Source organism: Kiritimatiellales bacterium, assembly GCA_041656295.1.
Taxonomy (GTDB): Bacteria; Verrucomicrobiota; Kiritimatiellia; order Kiritimatiellales; family Tichowtungiaceae; genus Tichowtungia.
On sequence record JBBADV010000005.1, the window covers coordinates 55,463 to 72,244 of the forward strand.

General features: G+C 53.1%; 14 protein-coding genes and 2 pseudogenes. 4 read left to right on the top strand and 12 right to left on the bottom strand.

Features of this window, described 5'->3' with window-relative positions; translation table 11 throughout:
• Positions 1–163 precede the first annotated feature (163 nt).
• From WC959_04505 to WC959_04520, 4 genes and pseudogenes are all read left to right on the top strand, one after another.
• Positions 164–565, top strand: a complete 402-nt coding sequence (locus WC959_04505) for a GxxExxY protein (GenBank protein MFA5688393.1) — start codon at positions 164–166, stop codon at positions 563–565.
• Positions 566–618: 53 nt separating this feature from the next.
• Positions 619–2,301, top strand: a complete 1,683-nt coding sequence (locus WC959_04510) for a 2-isopropylmalate synthase (GenBank protein MFA5688394.1) — start codon at positions 619–621, stop codon at positions 2,299–2,301.
• Positions 2,298–3,146: a shikimate dehydrogenase gene (locus WC959_04515; protein ID MFA5688395.1), complete on the top strand. Its 849-nt coding sequence runs from the start codon at positions 2,298–2,300 to the stop codon at positions 3,144–3,146. Before WC959_04510 ends, WC959_04515 begins: the two co-directional genes overlap by 4 nt.
• 116 nt (positions 3,147–3,262) lie before the next feature.
• Positions 3,263–3,595, top strand: a pseudogene (locus tag WC959_04520) (IS481 family transposase).
• On the opposite strand, the pseudogene WC959_04525 reads toward WC959_04520, so the two are convergent.
• The 12 genes and pseudogenes from WC959_04525 to glgX all read right to left on the bottom strand — a co-directional run bounded on the left by WC959_04525 (position 3,586) and on the right by glgX (position 16,756).
• Positions 3,586–4,585 (bottom strand): annotated as a pseudogene (locus WC959_04525) (integrase core domain-containing protein). The pseudogenes WC959_04520 and WC959_04525 overlap by 10 nt on opposite strands.
• 121 nt (positions 4,586–4,706) lie before the next feature.
• Positions 4,707–5,708: a galactokinase family protein gene (locus WC959_04530; GenBank protein ID MFA5688396.1), complete on the bottom strand. Its 1,002-nt coding sequence runs from the start codon at positions 5,706–5,708 to the stop codon at positions 4,707–4,709.
• An 80-nt stretch (positions 5,709–5,788) separates the two neighbouring features.
• Positions 5,789–6,898, bottom strand: a complete 1,110-nt coding sequence (locus WC959_04535; protein MFA5688397.1) for a hypothetical protein — start codon at positions 6,896–6,898, stop codon at positions 5,789–5,791.
• Positions 6,801–7,961 carry a hydroxymethylglutaryl-CoA synthase gene (locus WC959_04540; protein MFA5688398.1) on the bottom strand — a complete coding sequence of 387 codons (1,161 nt, stop codon included), beginning with the start codon at positions 7,959–7,961 and terminating at the stop codon, positions 6,801–6,803. Before WC959_04540 ends, WC959_04535 begins: the two co-directional genes overlap by 98 nt.
• Positions 7,962–8,020: 59 nt before the next feature.
• Positions 8,021–8,617 (bottom strand): hypothetical protein, encoded by a 597-nt coding sequence (locus WC959_04545; GenBank protein ID MFA5688399.1) that lies wholly within the window; start codon positions 8,615–8,617, stop codon positions 8,021–8,023.
• Positions 8,618–8,636: 19 nt separating this feature from the next.
• Positions 8,637–10,133 carry a proline--tRNA ligase gene (proS, locus tag WC959_04550; GenBank protein MFA5688400.1) on the bottom strand — a complete coding sequence of 499 codons (1,497 nt, stop codon included), beginning with the start codon at positions 10,131–10,133 and terminating at the stop codon, positions 8,637–8,639.
• A 92-nt stretch (positions 10,134–10,225) separates the two neighbouring features.
• Complete coding sequence (gene mnmA / locus WC959_04555; protein MFA5688401.1) at positions 10,226–11,272, bottom strand: tRNA 2-thiouridine(34) synthase MnmA; 1,047 nt, start codon at positions 11,270–11,272, stop codon at positions 10,226–10,228.
• A gap of 111 nt (positions 11,273–11,383) precedes the next feature.
• Positions 11,384–12,433: a tRNA (adenosine(37)-N6)-threonylcarbamoyltransferase complex transferase subunit TsaD gene (gene tsaD / locus WC959_04560; GenBank protein ID MFA5688402.1), complete on the bottom strand. Its 1,050-nt coding sequence runs from the start codon at positions 12,431–12,433 to the stop codon at positions 11,384–11,386.
• 47 nt (positions 12,434–12,480) lie between these two features.
• Positions 12,481–13,413, bottom strand: a complete 933-nt coding sequence (gene ribF / locus WC959_04565; GenBank protein ID MFA5688403.1) for a riboflavin biosynthesis protein RibF — start codon at positions 13,411–13,413, stop codon at positions 12,481–12,483.
• A gap of 195 nt (positions 13,414–13,608) precedes the next feature.
• Positions 13,609–14,322, bottom strand: a complete 714-nt coding sequence (truB, locus tag WC959_04570; protein ID MFA5688404.1) for a tRNA pseudouridine(55) synthase TruB — start codon at positions 14,320–14,322, stop codon at positions 13,609–13,611.
• Positions 14,323–14,353: 31 nt separating this feature from the next.
• On the bottom strand, positions 14,354–14,719 hold the full coding sequence (gene rbfA, locus WC959_04575) for a 30S ribosome-binding factor RbfA (GenBank protein ID MFA5688405.1): 366 nt from the start codon (positions 14,717–14,719) through the stop codon (positions 14,354–14,356).
• Between the two features lie 63 nt (positions 14,720–14,782).
• On the bottom strand, positions 14,783–16,756 hold the full coding sequence (glgX, locus tag WC959_04580) for a glycogen debranching protein GlgX (GenBank protein MFA5688406.1): 1,974 nt from the start codon (positions 16,754–16,756) through the stop codon (positions 14,783–14,785).
• Positions 16,757–16,782: the final 26 nt, after the last annotated feature.

Consider the following 16,782-nt stretch of genomic DNA (forward strand, 5'->3'; position numbering starts at 1 on the left):
CCTTTCCTTTGTTATCTCTGTGTGAAAAATAAAAGACAGAAAGAAAATATTTTATACAGAGAAAAGCAAGAGAACGAAGATAAGAGATTTTTTAAAAATAAGTGTGAATGTAACCCCTTTGTTTTTTTGTATCCCTGTGTGAAAAAAGAAATGGAGAACTGGAATGCATCCTTTGTTCTTGAAAGCAGACGGTTTAACGCATGAAGTCATCGGTGCGGCAATTGAGGTGCATCGGGATAAGGGCGCCGGATTGATTGAGTCGATTTATGAAAAATGTCTTATGAGAGAATTGGAATTGCGGAATATTCAGGCAGTGAATCAGAAAATTGTTCCGATCGAGTATAAAGGGTTTGTTTTTGATGAACCGCTGCGGCTGGATGTTTTAGTGGAAGACTGCCTGCTGCTGGAGTTGAAAGCTGTTGAAAAAATACTTCCCGTTTGTAAAGCAAAACTGCTCAGCTATATGAAACTATTGAATATTCCTGTCGGATTAATAATTAATTTTAACGAACCGGTTTTAAAAAACGGAGTTTTTCGCATGATGCTGCCGGGAGCAAATCAGTAAACGCTGCCAGTCAGGTTTTCTCTGTGTAAAAATAAATTAAAAGGAAAAGAATAATGAAAGCACCGAAATATAAAGATCCGGATCCGTTCAAGATGCCGGACCGGCAATGGCCGTCGCGCACGGTAACTGTCAGCCCTGAATGGTGTTCAGTGGATTTGCGCGACGGAAATCAGGCGCTGCCCGACCCGATGAATCCGGAACAGAAACTGGAATACTTCGAAATGCTGTGCCGCATGGGATTTAAACAGATCGAAGTCGGATTCCCTTCAGCCAGCCAGGAGGATTTTGATTTTTTCCGCCAGCTGATTGAAGAAGACCGGATTCCGGACGGCGTATTTATTATGGGCTTAACGCAATGCCGGCCGCATTTAATTGAACGGACGTTCGAGGCATTCCGCGGCGTGAAGCAGGGAATTGTGCATGCCTATCTGGCCGTTTCGGAACTGCACATGAAACATGTGTTCAACACCGACCGGGAGAGTGCGCTGGCAACAGCGGTTGAGTCGACCAAACAGATTCGCGCGCTGGCGGATGCGATGCCGGAGAGTGATATCCGGTATGAATTTTCTCCGGAGGAATTCACCGACGCCGATCTGCCGTTCTGCGTGGAGGTCTGCACGGCCGTATTTGAGGCATGGGGCAAAGCGACGCCGCAAAAACCGCTGATTTTGAATCTGCCGGCGACGGTGGAACGCCGTCCGCCGAATCATTATGCGGATATGATTGAATGGTTCATCCGGAATTTTCCGTACCGCGACAGCGTGAAAATTTCACTGCACGCCCATAACGATCAGGGCATGGCGGTGGCCGCTACCGAACTGGCGCTGCTGGCCGGTGCCGACCGCGTGGAGGGCGTGCTGTTCGGTCACGGTGAGCGCACCGGAAATGTCGATTTGGTGACGGTGGTGAATAACCTCTATTCGCGCGGCATTGATACCGGTTTGGATTTCTCGCACATGGAGGAAATTGTTGCGACGGTGGAACGTCTGACTGGTATGCCGATCTATTATCGCCAGCCGTACGCCGGCGAATATGCCTTCACGGCCTTTTCCGGCTCGCATCAGGACGCGATCAACAAAGGGATGCGCCGGCTGAAAGATGCGCCGGCGGCATTCGGCATGGAATGGAAAATGCCCTATCTGCATATTGATCCGGCAGATTTAGGGCGTAATTTTGAAAAACTGATCCGTATCAATTCGCAGTCCGGTAAGGGCGGCATTGCATGGATCCTGGAGCAGGAATACGGCGTGCAGATTCCGAAGGCGATGCAGCCGGAGCTGCGCGAAGAGGTTCAGGCATACAGTGAAAATGCCGGACGGGAAATTTCCGCCGCCGAAGTCTATAGCGTGTTTCGCGAAAAATTTATCACCCCTGCCGGACCGTTTGAACTGATCGCCTACTGGCCGCGTCCGGATGACGAAGATCCGGCATTTATCCACGGTGAAGTTCACCTGCGTATCAACGGCAAAGAACATCGGGTTGAGGCGGACGGCAACGGTCCCGTATCGGCATTCGTTAACGCCGTGCGCACCATTGCCGGAATCGACTTTACAGTGGATAATTATCACGAACAGGCTGTCGGCAAGGGCGCAGACGCACAGGCCATGGCATACGTCCCTTTAAAACTGAACGGTAACGGTGTGATTTTCGGCGCCGGTTCCGACTCCAATATCGGTCAGGCAGCCGTGCGCGCCATCGTGGCCGGATTAAACCGGATCGCAGGAAAAACCAAATGAAAAAACTCGCCGTGCTCGGGCATCCGATTGGTCACACCCTCTCTCCGGTGATGCACAGCGCATCGCTGGCGGCGCTGGGACTGGATCAAGAGTATGAATACGGCAGCCTCGACGTGCCGCCGCAACAATTGTTAACACGCCTCGCACTCCTTCCGTCAGAAGGATACGCCGGTGTAAACCTCACCATCCCGCTGAAAGAGGTGGCGTATCGCGGGCTAAAAAACCTCGCCGCCGGCGCGCGCATTCTCGGCGCGGTGAACACTGTGGAATTTACTGCCGGCGGCGGGATGGTCGGACACAACACCGATGGCTGCGGATTTCTCGAAGCGCTCAATGAAGCCTTCGGCAAAACGGTAGAGCACGACCGCGTATTCATTCTCGGCTGCGGCGGCGCCGGTCGCGCGGTCGCACTCACCGCCGCGCTTCACGGGGCGGAATCATTGACACTGGCCGATCTCGATGCCGCGCGCGTCACGGCGCTGGCCCTGGAAATTAAAAAGCACGCGCCGCTGGTTGACGTGTCTCACCCGGCCGGCAAAGAGGAGCAGATTGCCGCCGCAAAAAACTCTGACCTGATCATTCAGGCCTCGCCGGTCGGTATGCACAAGGATGATCCGGCGCTGCTTCCGCCGGATGCTTTTTGTGCCGGACAGCGCGTTTTTGATCTGATTTATATGTATCCCGAAACCGCACTCCTTTCCGCCGCTAAAAAATCCGGCGCGCTGATTGCCAACGGACTCGGTATGCTGCTGCACCAGGGGGCGCAGTCGTTCCGTATCTGGACCGGCATTGAGCCGGACATCAACGCCATGCGCACCGCATTGGAAAAAGCAGTCTATCGGTAGGGGTGGAGACAAAAATATTTTGGACTGGATGAACAGGATTTTTATCCGGCAAATGTTAGATGTTTAGTCCCACAGTGTACTGGAGTGATGTATAACCAGCTCCGGAGGGATAAATTATGGGACAGATAGTACAAGGGTGCGCCCGTACGACTGAGGCGATGCGTCGAACGATACAACATCGTCAAGAGAGCCTGAATGGTCTGGCGCGGAGGCACGGTATTAACCCGAAAACCGTAGCGAAGTGGCGACAGCGCACAACGGTACAAAGTGCCCTGATGGGGCCCAGGCATCCTCGGTTAACGGTGCTGAGCAAGGAGGAAGAAGCCGCCTATGTCGCTTTTCGGCAACACACGCTGCTTCCTCTCGATGATTGTCTTTACAGCCTGCAGACCGCCATACCTCATTTAACACGCTCCTCTCTGCATCGTTGCTACCAACGTCATGGAATTAGATGTTTAGTCCCACCAGTGTGCTGGAACGGATCAAACTTAAAGCGATCCGGATCAGAAGTCCAGAGTTTGCAGAGATATTCGTATGGCGTAAGACCGTGTAATGGTTTGAGCCGTTTGGCAAAGTGATAGGCCATCAAAAAGGTCTGTATGTGTTCTTTCAGCTGATCTTGGGTTCCATAGTGATAACGCTTCACCGTGGCCTCTTTCAACGTCCGGTTCATCCGCTCAACCTGTCCGCTTGTCCAGGGATGGTTTGAGTTGGGTCAACCGGTGATCTACATTGTTTCGGGCGCAAGCCGGCTCAAAGGCATGTGCGCGAAAAAGACTTCCGGAATTTATCGCCTGCTTGATATCCGCTATCGCGGATTGTCGGTTACCCGGCGAGGTAAACCGGGTTCCGTTATCCGTTAATACGGTGTGGATAGTATCAGGAACGGCCCGGATGAGCTCTGGAAGAAAGTTGGCGGCAATTCGCCGGGCTGCCTTTTCGTGAAGCTGAACAACAGTAAATTTTGACGTACGGCCAATGGCAGCAAACATATATAACCTGCCTTCTTCCGTGCGGACCTCAGCGATGTCGATATGGAAAAACCCGATCGGACAGGTTTTGAATTTCCGTTTGCTCCGGGGATCTTTGGTATCCGGCAGCCGGCGAATACCATGACGTTGGCAGCAACGATGCAGAGAGGAGCATGTTAAATGAGGTATGGCGGTCTGCAGGCTGTAAAGACAATCATCGAGAAGAAGCAGCGTGTGTTGCCGAAAAGCGACGCAAGCGGCTTCTTCCTCCTTGCTCAGCACCGTTAACCGAGGATGCCTGGGCTCCATCAGGGCACTTTGTACCGTTGTGCGCTGTCGCCGTTTCGCTACGGTTTTCGGGTTAATACCGTGCCTCCGCACCAGACCATTCAGGCTCTCTTGACGATGTTGTATCGTTCGACGCACCGCCTCAGTCGTACGGGTGCATCCGTGTACTATCTGTCCCATAATTTATCCCTCCGGAGCTGGTTATACATCACTCCAGTACACTGTGGGACTAAACATCTAATAAGCTTAGAGACCGGCATAGATGATGGATAAAAAAGTACAATGGCAGTTTTTCCCCGGATTACTTTAATTTTGGAGCCGGACTCGCAGAGCAGCTTTCGCAACCAACAGTACCCTTATCGGTTTTTACGCCGGAATCAGATACCTGGAGTGGAAACGCTCTGAATCTTTCCGGCGCCGGAAACTCGCCGAGCCCGATCGCACAATCGCCCAGCCCGGAACCGGAAATTTTCGCCGGGATGTTTTGTGCGGCAAATTCAGTGATGATTGCGGCGAGCGCAGCATTACAAAGCCCCGCCTCTTCCATCAGTTTTTGATTGAGAATCAGGTTTTCCCCGAGCGTTGAAAAATCATCCATCACGGCTCCAACGCTCTGATCCATGCGATCAAAAATTTTCTCAAAACAGCCCGGATTCAGCGCGCGGCGCTCATCGAGATGCCGGATAACATCCGCCGTTTTCATTTTTGCGCCGGAATAAACGGCTGTGAACGGAAATGCTTCTTTGAGCGGTTGAATTTCTAATGGTTCTGCGCGGTACGCCACTGCACCGCCAAAAACACTGGCCGCTGCATCTGCACCGGAACCGCATCCCTGCACACGGCGAATCGTTGCCAAACTGCGCTTGAAGATTTCCATTAACGTAGACGCGACGCCCCCGTCGCGTTCTTTACGTACGGGGGACGCGACGGGGGCGTCGCGTCTACTTTCTAAAAATGCCGCATGCGTAGCAACAGTAACGGCAGCGGAAGAACCGAAGCCGATGTCGCCGGGGAAATCGGATTCGATTTTAAGCTCGATACCCTGCGCCGGCGAATATTGTTTTACAGCATCCAGCACAAAACGAAAATCGGGATGGTCAGTCAGCGCTGCCAGCGGCGCCTCATATTCTCCGAGCGCCGATGTAATGCGCAGAATTTTTCCCGGTGCCGGATTGATTGTTACATGGATGCGCTGATTGATTGCACAGACCAGCGCGCGACGTCCGTGTAATACAGCGTGCTCGCCTAATAACATCAGCGATCCCGGCGCCGAGGCTGTAATTGACGATTTCAATCCTGTTATCCTGTCAAAATTCTAATCACTAATTCCCGTGTTTTTTGCGGTAAATAAAATTCATTTCTATCCGCGCGATCCGGGGTTTATTAAACAATTCTTGTGCCGAGCGGATCGCCGCGCAGCGGTGAAATTTTATAGCCGTATTTTGCGGCGAGCGCGACCGGCATGGAATCGGCGAATACGATGACAGCGCCGCCGGCAGTGCCGCGGACTGCTCCGGCACCGCAAATTTTTGCGGCGCCGCCGGAATTTTCAATTTCGGCGATAAACTTCCGGACCGGCTCCGGTACAACACCGATCCGGCAAAGCAATTGATGGTTCTCGCGAATCAATGCGCGCATCATTCCGCAGTTAGCGGAACACACCGCCTGTTCGACTGCGCCGGTCACGGCTTCAAAGTCATCCCAGATTTTATCGGTTTCAAAGTTTGTTTTTACCTGTACAACGCATTCGCCGGTGGTTGATTCCGGCAGTCCGGTTTCGACCAGAAACATTTTCATGCGCGGCAGCGGAATTGAACGCGCCCGGCCGTTTTGAAATACAGCGGCGCCGCCGTAAAGTGAAATATAGGAGTCGACGCCGCTGGGATGGCCGTGCTGCAGTTTTTCGGCCTCCATACTGAAGTTGTAATACCAGTCCGGCTTGAAGTCGACGCGCAGATAATGGCCGAGAGCGCGCAGTTCGCTGAGCACGGATGCCGCCGATGAACCGAGACCGCTGCCCATCGGTAGATTGGATTTAAGTTTAATAACGATGCCGCTGTCGAGCGAATGATGCAGTCCGTCGAGCACGGTGATAAAACCGTATTTAAAGAGATCCACCGGCTTGTTCAGGACGTCGCGAATACCGAGTTTGCCTTCGAGAAAAAGCTGATAGTTATTGACGGCACGGCGTCTAAAATCGCGCAGCGCCCGCAGTGTAAATGATTGACGCTCTTTGCCGGGCAGATCGAACGCTACGTCTTCCGGTGTTTCTTCAATGGTGGCGGTTACGCTGCGATCAATCGCCATAGCAACGGCCGGTTTTCCGTAAACCGCTGCATGCTCGCCGCTCAAAATCAGTTTGCCTGGCGCGATTGCTTTCATTGCGGTCAGTGAATCAGATCCCGGCAGGTTCGTAAATGCGCTTATGCGCGCGAAGTCCGGCGAAGCGGAAAGGGCCGGTGCGGTATTGCGGGAATGAATATTCGCCGCCATCGGTTGGAATGCCGTAAAGATAAATGTCTTCGTACTGCCGGAATGTAAGCGCCGCGCGGTTTGCGAGCAGAGTTTTATGCGCGTCAGAAAACAAAACGCCGCGCCAGCCCGGCTGAACTACGCCGCTGAAAAATTCGGCGGTGCAGCCGGAGCCGTAGCTGTAAAAGCCGATCCGTTTCCCGGCGAGATCCTCTCCGGAATGATCCAGCAGCGAGCAGAGTCCAATGTAGAGTGAAGCGGAATAACAGTTTCCGGCGACGCGACTGTAAATTAATGATTCGCCGGTGACGCGGTGGAGTTCTTCACCGGAGATCCCTTTCACGAGTTTTTGATGCGCTTTTTCCGCCATACGCGTGAATGGAATATGATAGCAAAAGCGCGCGAAATTTTCCGGCGTGCGCCCGCTTTGCGCGGCGTACTGCTGCCACGATTTCAACAGCGCTTTGATATAAATCAGCGTTGAATATCTGCCATCCACCAGCGCTTCGGACAGATAATTCGGCCGCCAGAAATCCATCACATCAGATGAATAAAAACCGGCTTCCGGATCAATCGCAACCAGCCGCGGATTGGCGGCGACGGTGAACGCCACCGCGCCACAGCCCTGCGTTGATTCGCCGGGGCTGCCGAGTGCGTAGCGCGCAACATCGGACGCAATCACCAGAACTTTGGTATGCGGATTCATCGCCACCAGACCCATCGCCATGCGCAGTGCCGCCGTTGCGCTGTAGCACGCCTGTTTTAATTCTACCACGCGACAGCGTTCCGGAAGATCCAGTAAACCGTGCACGAAAAGACCGGCGGATTTCGACTGGTCAATTCCGCTCTCGGTAGCAAATAAAATTGTTTCGACCTGTTCAAGTTCGCCGGAATTTTTCAGCGGGAATGCGGCGCTTGCCGCCATGGTTACGATATCTTCATCCGGCGGCGGAATACCCATTTTTTCCTGACCGATACCGATCAGAAATTTCCCGGGATCAACCTTGCGCTCTTCCGCCAGCAGCTTTAAATCCAGAAAATACTGCGCTGTATAAAACGAGATTCTGTCGATGCCGATATCCATATGTTTAAACACGCCGGAATGATCCCATGACTCATTGCAACACCACCGGCCGGAAAATTTTATTTTGATGCCAGCCAGTGAAAAATTAATGCGGCAGCCGCACCGAAAAACGAGAAAATCGAGAGCGACTTATTAAACAGGTAAAATGTATCTTGCGGACGGATGGTGAGTACCGGCTGCCCGGCTTCGATTGCCGTCGCCGGCGAAACAAGAATTTCCAGGATTTTGCCGCGCAGCGGTTTATCGCCCTCGCCGTACAGATCCGCCAGCATAATATCTGTATTATAAAGTGAACAGGCCTGCAAATCGGCACGCGCTGTTTTTAACGCTTCCATTTTTTCTTCCACATCATCCGCGCCGGAATTTTTTGCTTCGCTGTAGGCCTTTTCAGCATCAGCAACTTTTAGTTTGTACGGCTCATCGCGCAGTGATGCCAACAGTGTCCGGGGTTCAATCTTATCGCCGGGCTGCACCGGTATCTGGCTGACCACGCCGGGAACAGAAAAAGCCACCGGTATTTCCAGCGGATGTTTTTTCAAAATCTTTTCGGTCGGAAACCATGCATCGCGAATTGCCCACACACAAAGAAATCCAAGAAAAACGGCGAGGATCAGAAAGTCCTTCGTTCCTTTAATATTAAATCTTTTTTTCGCCATGCGTTCTCCTTCCTTGCGATTAATAGCTTTTCGCAAAAACCACACGTCCTTTGCTCGGCCGGCCGCTGACAATACAGCTGCCGGCGCCGCTCTGTTCATAGTCAAACGGAATGCACCGGATTGTCACAGATAATTCTTCATTGATTTTCGCTTCGGTTTCCGGCGTGCCGTCCCAGTGCGCTAAGGCAAACCCGCCGCACCCGTCCTTAAAGAACGCAACGAACTCATCCCATGAATCAATTTCGCGTGTATGCTCCTCGCGGTATTTCAGCGCGCGCTCGAACAGATTTCTCTGCATCTCTTCCAGCACGCCGGAAATTGACGCCGCAAATTCTTCGCGGCTCTGTCCGTATTTTTCTTTCGGACCTTTATCGCGCCGCGCCACAAACACTGAGCCGTTTTCCATATCGCGCGGACCGATCTCCACCCGCACCGGAATTCCTTTCTTCACCCACTGCCAGCCTTTCTCGCCGGCATTGATGTCGCGTGCATCCACCACCACTTCAACCGGACGACCGTCGTACAGCTGCGCGCGCAGCATACCCGCCGTATCGTTGCAATACTTCATGATTGCATCATAATCCGCTTCCTTGCGGATAATCGGCAGAATCACCACATGCGCCGGCGCGAGACGCGGCGGCATGATCATGCCGTCGTCGTCGCCGTGCGTCATAATCAGCCCGCCGATCAGCCGCGTAGAAACGCCCCACGACGTCGTCCACGCAAACTCTTCACGGCCTGCGCGCGACTGAAATTTAATTTCAGAGGCCCGCGCAAAATTCTGTCCCAGAAAATGACTCGTCCCCGCCTGCAGCGCTTTGCCGTCCTGCATCAGCGCTTCAATACAAAACGTATTCACCGCGCCGGGGAAACGCTCACCGTCCGTCTTTTCACCTGTCAGCACCGGCATCGCCATATATTCCTGTGCAAAATGCTTATACACCTCCAGCATCTTGCGCGTCTCTTCCATCGCCTCAATTTCCGTTTCGTGCGCGGTGTGCCCCTCCTGCCACAAAAACTCGGCGGTGCGCAGAAACAGCCGCGTACGCATCTCCCAGCGCACCACATTCGCCCACTGATTGATCAGAATCGGCAGATCGCGCCAGCTCTGCACCCATTTCGCATACGTTGCACCGATAATCGTTTCCGACGTCGGACGCACCACCAGCGGCTCCTCCAGCTCACCCGCCGGAATTAACCTGCCGTCCGGACCCGCTTCCAGCCGGTGATGCGTAACCACCGCGCACTCCTTCGCAAAGCCCTCAACATGCTCTGCTTCCTTTTCCAGATAACTCTTCGGAATAAACAGCGGGAAATAGGCATTCACATGGCCGGTCTCCTTAAACAGCTTATCCAGACCGCGCTGAATATTTTCCCACAGCGCATACCCCCACGGTTTAATCACCATACAGCCGCGCACGTCACTGTTCTCTGCCAGTTCCGCCGCGCGCACCACCTGCTGATACCACTCCGGATAATTTTCCTCTCTCGTTGGACTGATCGCGGTTTTTGCCATAAAAATCTCCAAAAATTGAGCGTAAATCTACAAAACGACCCAATGGAATACGAGTTAAATTAGCGGGCTCAGCGAAATTCCACATTTCAAATTTAACCGGCAATCCACCCGCCGCCGAGAACCTCGTCGCCGGAATAAACGACAGCGGCCTGACCGGGTGTAAGCGCGAACTGCGGTTCTGCAAAATGAACGATCATTCCCGCGCCGGTTTTTTCAAGACGCGCCGGTGCGCCGGGATGTCCGTAACGCGGTTGAACCGTAAATGTATTTTCGTCCGGCGGAAATTCGCCGGCAATCCAGTGCAGATCGTTAACGCGGCAGTCAGAACTCATTACACCGGCGCGCGGCGTTAAAACAATATCGCCGGAATCTGCATCAATGCGGCTGACATAGACGCGCTCACCGGCGGCAACGCCGGTGCCGCCGCGCTGTCCGACGGTGAAACGATGAATACCCCCGTGTTCACCGATCTGTTTTCCGGCGGCATCCAGAAGACGGCCGCGCCGTTTAATTTCCGGCGCGTGTGCTTCGATAAATTCCGGATATTTCCCGGCTTCAACAAAACATAAATCCTGACTTTCGCCGCGCGGCACAACCGGCAGGCTGTGATCCGCCGACCATTTTTTCACATCCTCTTTTTTCCAGCCGCCGAGCGGAAACGCCACATGCGCGAGCTGTTTTTGGGAGAGCCGGTGCAAAAAATAGGATTGATCTTTCGTGCGGTCGACGCCGCGCAGCAGATGAAATTTTCCGGTGTGCTTTTCAATTTGCGCATAATGTCCGGTGGCAAGAATTTCGCAATCCAGCTGCAGCGCGCGTTCGAGCAGAAATCCGAATTTAATAAACTGATTGCACGCGATGCACGGCGACGGCGTTCGCCCGGCGGCATATTCGTTTACAAACCGCGCGACCACATGTTCCGCAAACCGGCCCTGCGCATTGACTACATAATGCCGGATGCCGAGTGCCGCACAGACTTTCTGCGCGCGCGCCACATCTTCAAGTGAACAGCAGCGCGATCCGTCTTTCCACATGTGCGCCGTTAAACCGATAACTTCATATCCCTGCTCCGCAAGCAGCGCCGCCGCCACGGAACTGTCCATGCCGCCGCTCATTCCAACTGCCGCGCGCTTTTTCATTTATGGGGAGTCTGAAGGTCTAAAAGTCGAAGGTCAAAAGTCAAACAGCCGAACATTTTAAAAAATTGACTTGCGACTTTTAGACTTTCGACCTTTGACAAAATAACCATTTCACCAATTCGTTAATTGCAGATTCGGGTTCACATCGTCCGGCAGACAGAACGGATGTCCGGCGGAATATTTAAGAAACGCAGCGCCGGCAATCATCGCGGCATTATCCGTGCAAAGCTTCGGCGCCGAAAGCCGCAGCGGAATTTTTTTCTTTGCCGCCAGTGCTGTTAATTTTTCGCGCAGGATTGTATTCAGCGAAACACCGCCGGCGGCGGCGAATGACGCTACCGGAATTTTCTCGAGCGCCCGTTCAGTGCGCAGTGCAAGTGCATCGGCCACAGCTTCCTGATAACTCGCAGCCAGATCGCGTTTTGCCGATTCATCAGTCAGCGCTTCAGGATGATGCTGAACATGATACAGCAGTGCGGTTTTCAGTCCGCTGAAACTGAAACAGAGTTTGCGGTCGAACTTATATTTCCACTCGCCGCCGGCGTTATCGAGTCCGCGCGGAAACCGCACCGCACCGGGATTGCCGCCTTCGGCGGCACGCTGAATTGCCGGGCCGCCGGGATAACCGAGTCCGAGCAGCGTTGCGCCTTTATCCAGCGCTTCGCCGGCGGCGTCATCAATCGTTTGACCGATAATTTTATAATTCCCCGGGGTTTCCATATAAACGAGTTTTGTATCGCCGCCGGAAACAAGCAGCACAAGCATTGGAAACGCGCCGGCAGGTTCCGGTGGATTTTCCCCAAGAAAAACGGAATAGATGTGCCCTTCATGATGATGCACACCGGTCACCGGAATATTCAGCCGCAGGCCCAGTCCGCGTGCGGCGGAATAACCGATCAGCAGCGAACTCGCCAAACCGGGACCGCAGGTAACCGCGATTCCATCGAGCCGGGCATAATCAACATTCGCAGTGCGCAGTGCTTCGTCAATAATGCCCGGCAGTTTTTTTACATGATCGCGCGATGCAATTTCCGGCACCACGCCGCCGTACGGCGCATGTTTGGCAATCTGCGAATAAATCACGTTCGACCGTACCGCGCCGTCAACCAGCACCGCCGCAGCCGTTTCGTCGCATGAAGTTTCAATACCAAGCAGGTTCATTTTTTAAAGTTTTGAGGTTACCGGGACGAAAGTCAAATATGAGTTGCTTACACCGCCTGGCCGATCCGGCCGATGTCTTTCCCGATTTGTTCTATCAGTGCTTCGCGCGATGAAAAGAAAATGATGTCGCGGATTTTTTCAATGAGGTAAAGTTCAACGTGCTGTCCGTAGAGATCGCCGGAAAAATTGAGCAGGTGTGCTTCAATGACCGGTGTGTCGTCATGAAATGTTTTTCGCATACCGATAAACACTGCGGCGGAAAAACTCTGAACGCCGGATGCCGCACTCTGAACCCGGGCGCGAGCGGCATAAACGCCCGCCGCCGGAATCAACTCATTGTCTGACTGAAGATTAATCGTGGGGAATCCAAGTTCGCGCCCGATGTGATTGCCTTCGATCACAGTGCCGGAAATACAGAACGGATGTCCGAGCAGTTTTTCCGCTGCCGGCAATTGACCGGCGCGGATCAGCTCGCGAATGCGTTTGCTTGAAATGCGTTCACCGCCGGAAAGTACTGCCGGAACGGCAATGGCTGCGATTCCGTGCTGTGCGCAGAATTTTTCGAGCATAGTAAACGTTCCGCCAGCGCAGGCGCCGAACGACCAGTCGGTGCCACAGACAATGCCAGCCAGTGCCGGAATACCGGTTTTTAAATCACTCAAAAATTTTTCCGGCGGGATTCCGGCGCAGGACGTATCGAATGGAATTTCGATGACGCCGGCGGCGCCGGTTTTTTCAAACTGCCGGCGGCGGAGTTCCAGCGGCGTAATCAACTCCGGTGCAACCGCCGGGCTTAAAATTTTTACCGGATGCGGATTGAAAGTGTAAATCCACGCATCACCGGAATTGTCCCGGGCAAATTGAACCGCGGTTTGAATGACTTTGGCATGGCCGGTATGCACGCCGTCGAAACAGCCCGCTGCGAGAACGACAGGGCGTCCGTTTTTTGGTAATTTTGAAATGTTATCTACAACCAACATTGTAAAATCCTAAGCATGATTCGAAAAAGGACTTTTGCGCACGCAAAGCAGCGAAGCGGCAAACAAATTAAAAATTTAAACCTCCTTCGATTCCCTCTGTCTCTTTCTGTAAAAATCCGTTTATATCCGTGTTATCTGTGGTTTTTTGCGTTTTCGGCGTTCGTGGACGCGACGGGGGCATCGCGTCTGCTTTTTTCAAATATCGTGAACTGTAATGATGTTTTTTTCAAATTCGGCGCGATCCCATTTTAAAATTTCGTCAAGCGTCCTGGCATCGGCCAGCTTAAACTCGCCGGATTTTGTGCGCCGGAGCTGTGAGAGACAGGCCCCGCAGCCGAGGCGCTGTCCGAGATCGTGCGCGAGCGTGCGGACATAGGTGCCTTTGGTGCAGACGGTTTCAAATGTTGCGCGCGGCGGCGTAAATTCTTTTAAGGCAAATTTATAAATGTGGATAAAGCGCGGTTCGCGTTCGACCTCATGGCCCTTGAGCGCGTGTTTGTACAGTGGAACACCGTTAATTTTAATAGCGGAAACCATCGGCGGCAGCTGCATTTGGTCGCCGGTGGCTTTTTTCATTTCGGCGCGCAGTGCCTCTTCAGTAATGCCGGACGGATCTTTTTCAGCAACGATTTCTCCATCGGTGTCCTGCGAATTGGTTTCAACGCCGAACAGAATTTCGCCTTCATAGGCTTTATCGCCGCCCATGATTTTAGCGGAAAGTTTTGTGCCGCGCCCGACGAGCAGAACGACGAGTCCGGTGGCATTCGGATCGAGTGTTCCGCCGTGGCCGGCTTTATTCAGTTGAAACCGGTTGCGGATTTTTGCGACCAGATCGTGCGACGTCCATTCCTGCGGTTTATCGATTAGAAGGATGCCGTCCGGGTCAGGAAGAATATTGCGTTTTCTCATGGCGGGAATAATAAAAAATAAGAATTATAATTTATTCGTCTTCATCTTCGGGAATATCGAGATGCGAAAGAATATCGAGCACGCGGTCGCCGGATTCGAGCGAGTCATCGAGTTTAAAGTAGAGGCGCGGGGTGTATTTTAAAATAACGTTTTTGCTCATGCGGCTCTGAACATCTTTGCGGCGCGCGTTGAGAAAACGGATCATTCGCTGGCGTTCATCTTCGTGTCCGAAAATGGAAACGTACACGGTGGCATCGCGCAGATCGGAGCCGGTTTCAACGCGGGTGATTGTAATTGCGCCGGTGTCAAAATTACTGTTGGCAAAAAGGCGCGGAATATCCGTTGCGATTTCGCGCTTCAGCAGTTCATTCACCCGTATCATTCGTGAGCTTGACATACATTTTTCCTAATCAAAGTAGACCCGCCGCAGACGTCGCGTTCTCTGCGTTCGTGGATGCGTCTACTTTCTTTCCAATACCGTAACGGAATACAGCGGCGCGGTAAAGTTTTGTTCCGCCGGCGCGGCGGCGGACGGCTCGGTGGAGAGCAGCAGTTTCCAGCGGCCTGCCGGCAGTTTAAAGCGCGGCTCAAGATCGGTATTATTCACAATGATGCACAGTTTGTTTTTCCCGCCGGCAATCATGCCGACAATCCGGTCAGTGTCCCAGTAAATGCTGTGTCCATCCGGCGCGATCCATTTCAGGCTGCGATCGGTGTAGAATTTGCCGGCGCGCAGTACCGCATATTTCTTGCGCAGTGCAATCAGTTGTTTAGTGAAATCCAGCAGCTCCCGGTTTTTCTTCGCGAGCGACCAGTCGATCCACGAAATTTCGTTATCCTGACAATAGGCGTTGTTATTACCCCGTTGTGTACGCCCGAATTCATCGCCGGCAACGAGCATCGGTACGCCGCGCGCCAGAAAAAGAGACGCGAGCATATTTTTCTGCTGCTTTAAGCGGCGTGCGTTTATTCCGGCGTTATTCGCCGGACCTTCAACTCCGAAATTATAGCTGTCGTTATTATTCTCACCGTCGCGGTTTCCTTCACCGTTGGCTTCGTTGTGCTTGCCGGAATAGGAGACGAGATCGGCGAGCGTAAAGCCGTCATGTGCTGTGATAAAATTAATACTTTTCAGCGGCGAATTCCCGGCAGGCTGATACAGATCGGAACTGCCGGCCAGCCGTGTGGCGAGCACACCGACGGCATCGTTACCGTTCCAGAACCGGCGCACGTCGTCGCGATAACGCCCGTTCCACTCTGAAAAGCGCCGGCCGGGGAAACTGCCGACCTGATAGGCGCCGGCAGCGTCCCACGCTTCCGCAATCAGTTTTACGTTTTTTAACGCCGGTTCATTTTCGATCGCCTGAATCACCGGCGGCGAATCCAGCATCCCGCCGGTTTCATCGCGACAAAAAATGCTGGCGAGGTCGAAACGGAATCCGTCGACGTGCATCTCGGTTACCCAGTATTTCAGTGAATCAACAATCAGCTGCGTTGCGACCGGATGATTGCAGTTGAACGTATTGCCGGTGCCGGTCCAGTTGCTGTAGTTCCCGGCGGAATCGATAATATAATAGGCCTGTTCGTCAAGATTACGGAAACTGTACACCGGTCCGTTAAAACCGTTTTCAGCTGTGTGATTATATACCACGTCAAGAAACACTTCGATGCCGGCGCGATGCAGCGCTTTCACCAGCGTTTTAAATTCAGTCACTGCCGCACCGGGTTCGCGCGACGACGCATAACGGCTGTTCGGCGCAAAAAATCCGAGTGTGCTGTAGCCCCAGAAATTGAGCAGCGGCGCACGCGGTCCTTTTTCGAACATATATTCCAGTTCGTTAAATTCAAATACCGGCAGAAATTCCACCGCTGTGATGCCGAGCTCTTTAAGGTACGGAATTTTTACAATAAAATCGAGATAGGTTCCGCCGCGCACCGGATCAGCGGAATTTTTGGTGAAGCCGCGCAGGTGCGCTTCGTAAATGATGGTTTTTGCGAGCGGTGTGTCCGGCCGCCGTTCGCCGCGCCAGTTGAATGAACTGTCAACGACCACGCTTTTCGGAAAATGTTTGCCTGTGCGGATCCTGCCGCCGTGGATTGGCGCAATGCCGGCGCGCTCGCCCCAGCCGCGTGAGAAGTGCACAGCACGCGCATACGGATCAAGCAGCCACTGTTCCGGTACGGCGTCGGTTTTATAAAGATAAAGCGTACCGGCACCGGCGCCGGCAATAAAAATCCGGCGCAAATTCCCGGCCCGCTCTGTGATCTCAATCGTCTGCGCCGGCGCTTCAGCGTCCGGTGAATCGAACAGCAGCAGCCAGATGCGGTTGGCGGTGCTGTGCACAATAAATTCTGTGCCGCCTTTCAAAACTGTCACACCGGGTTTCATAACGTTGGAATAATGAAATAATGCAAACAAAGCTTCCAGTCTCATTTTAAGTTCCGGCGGAATGAAGCCGG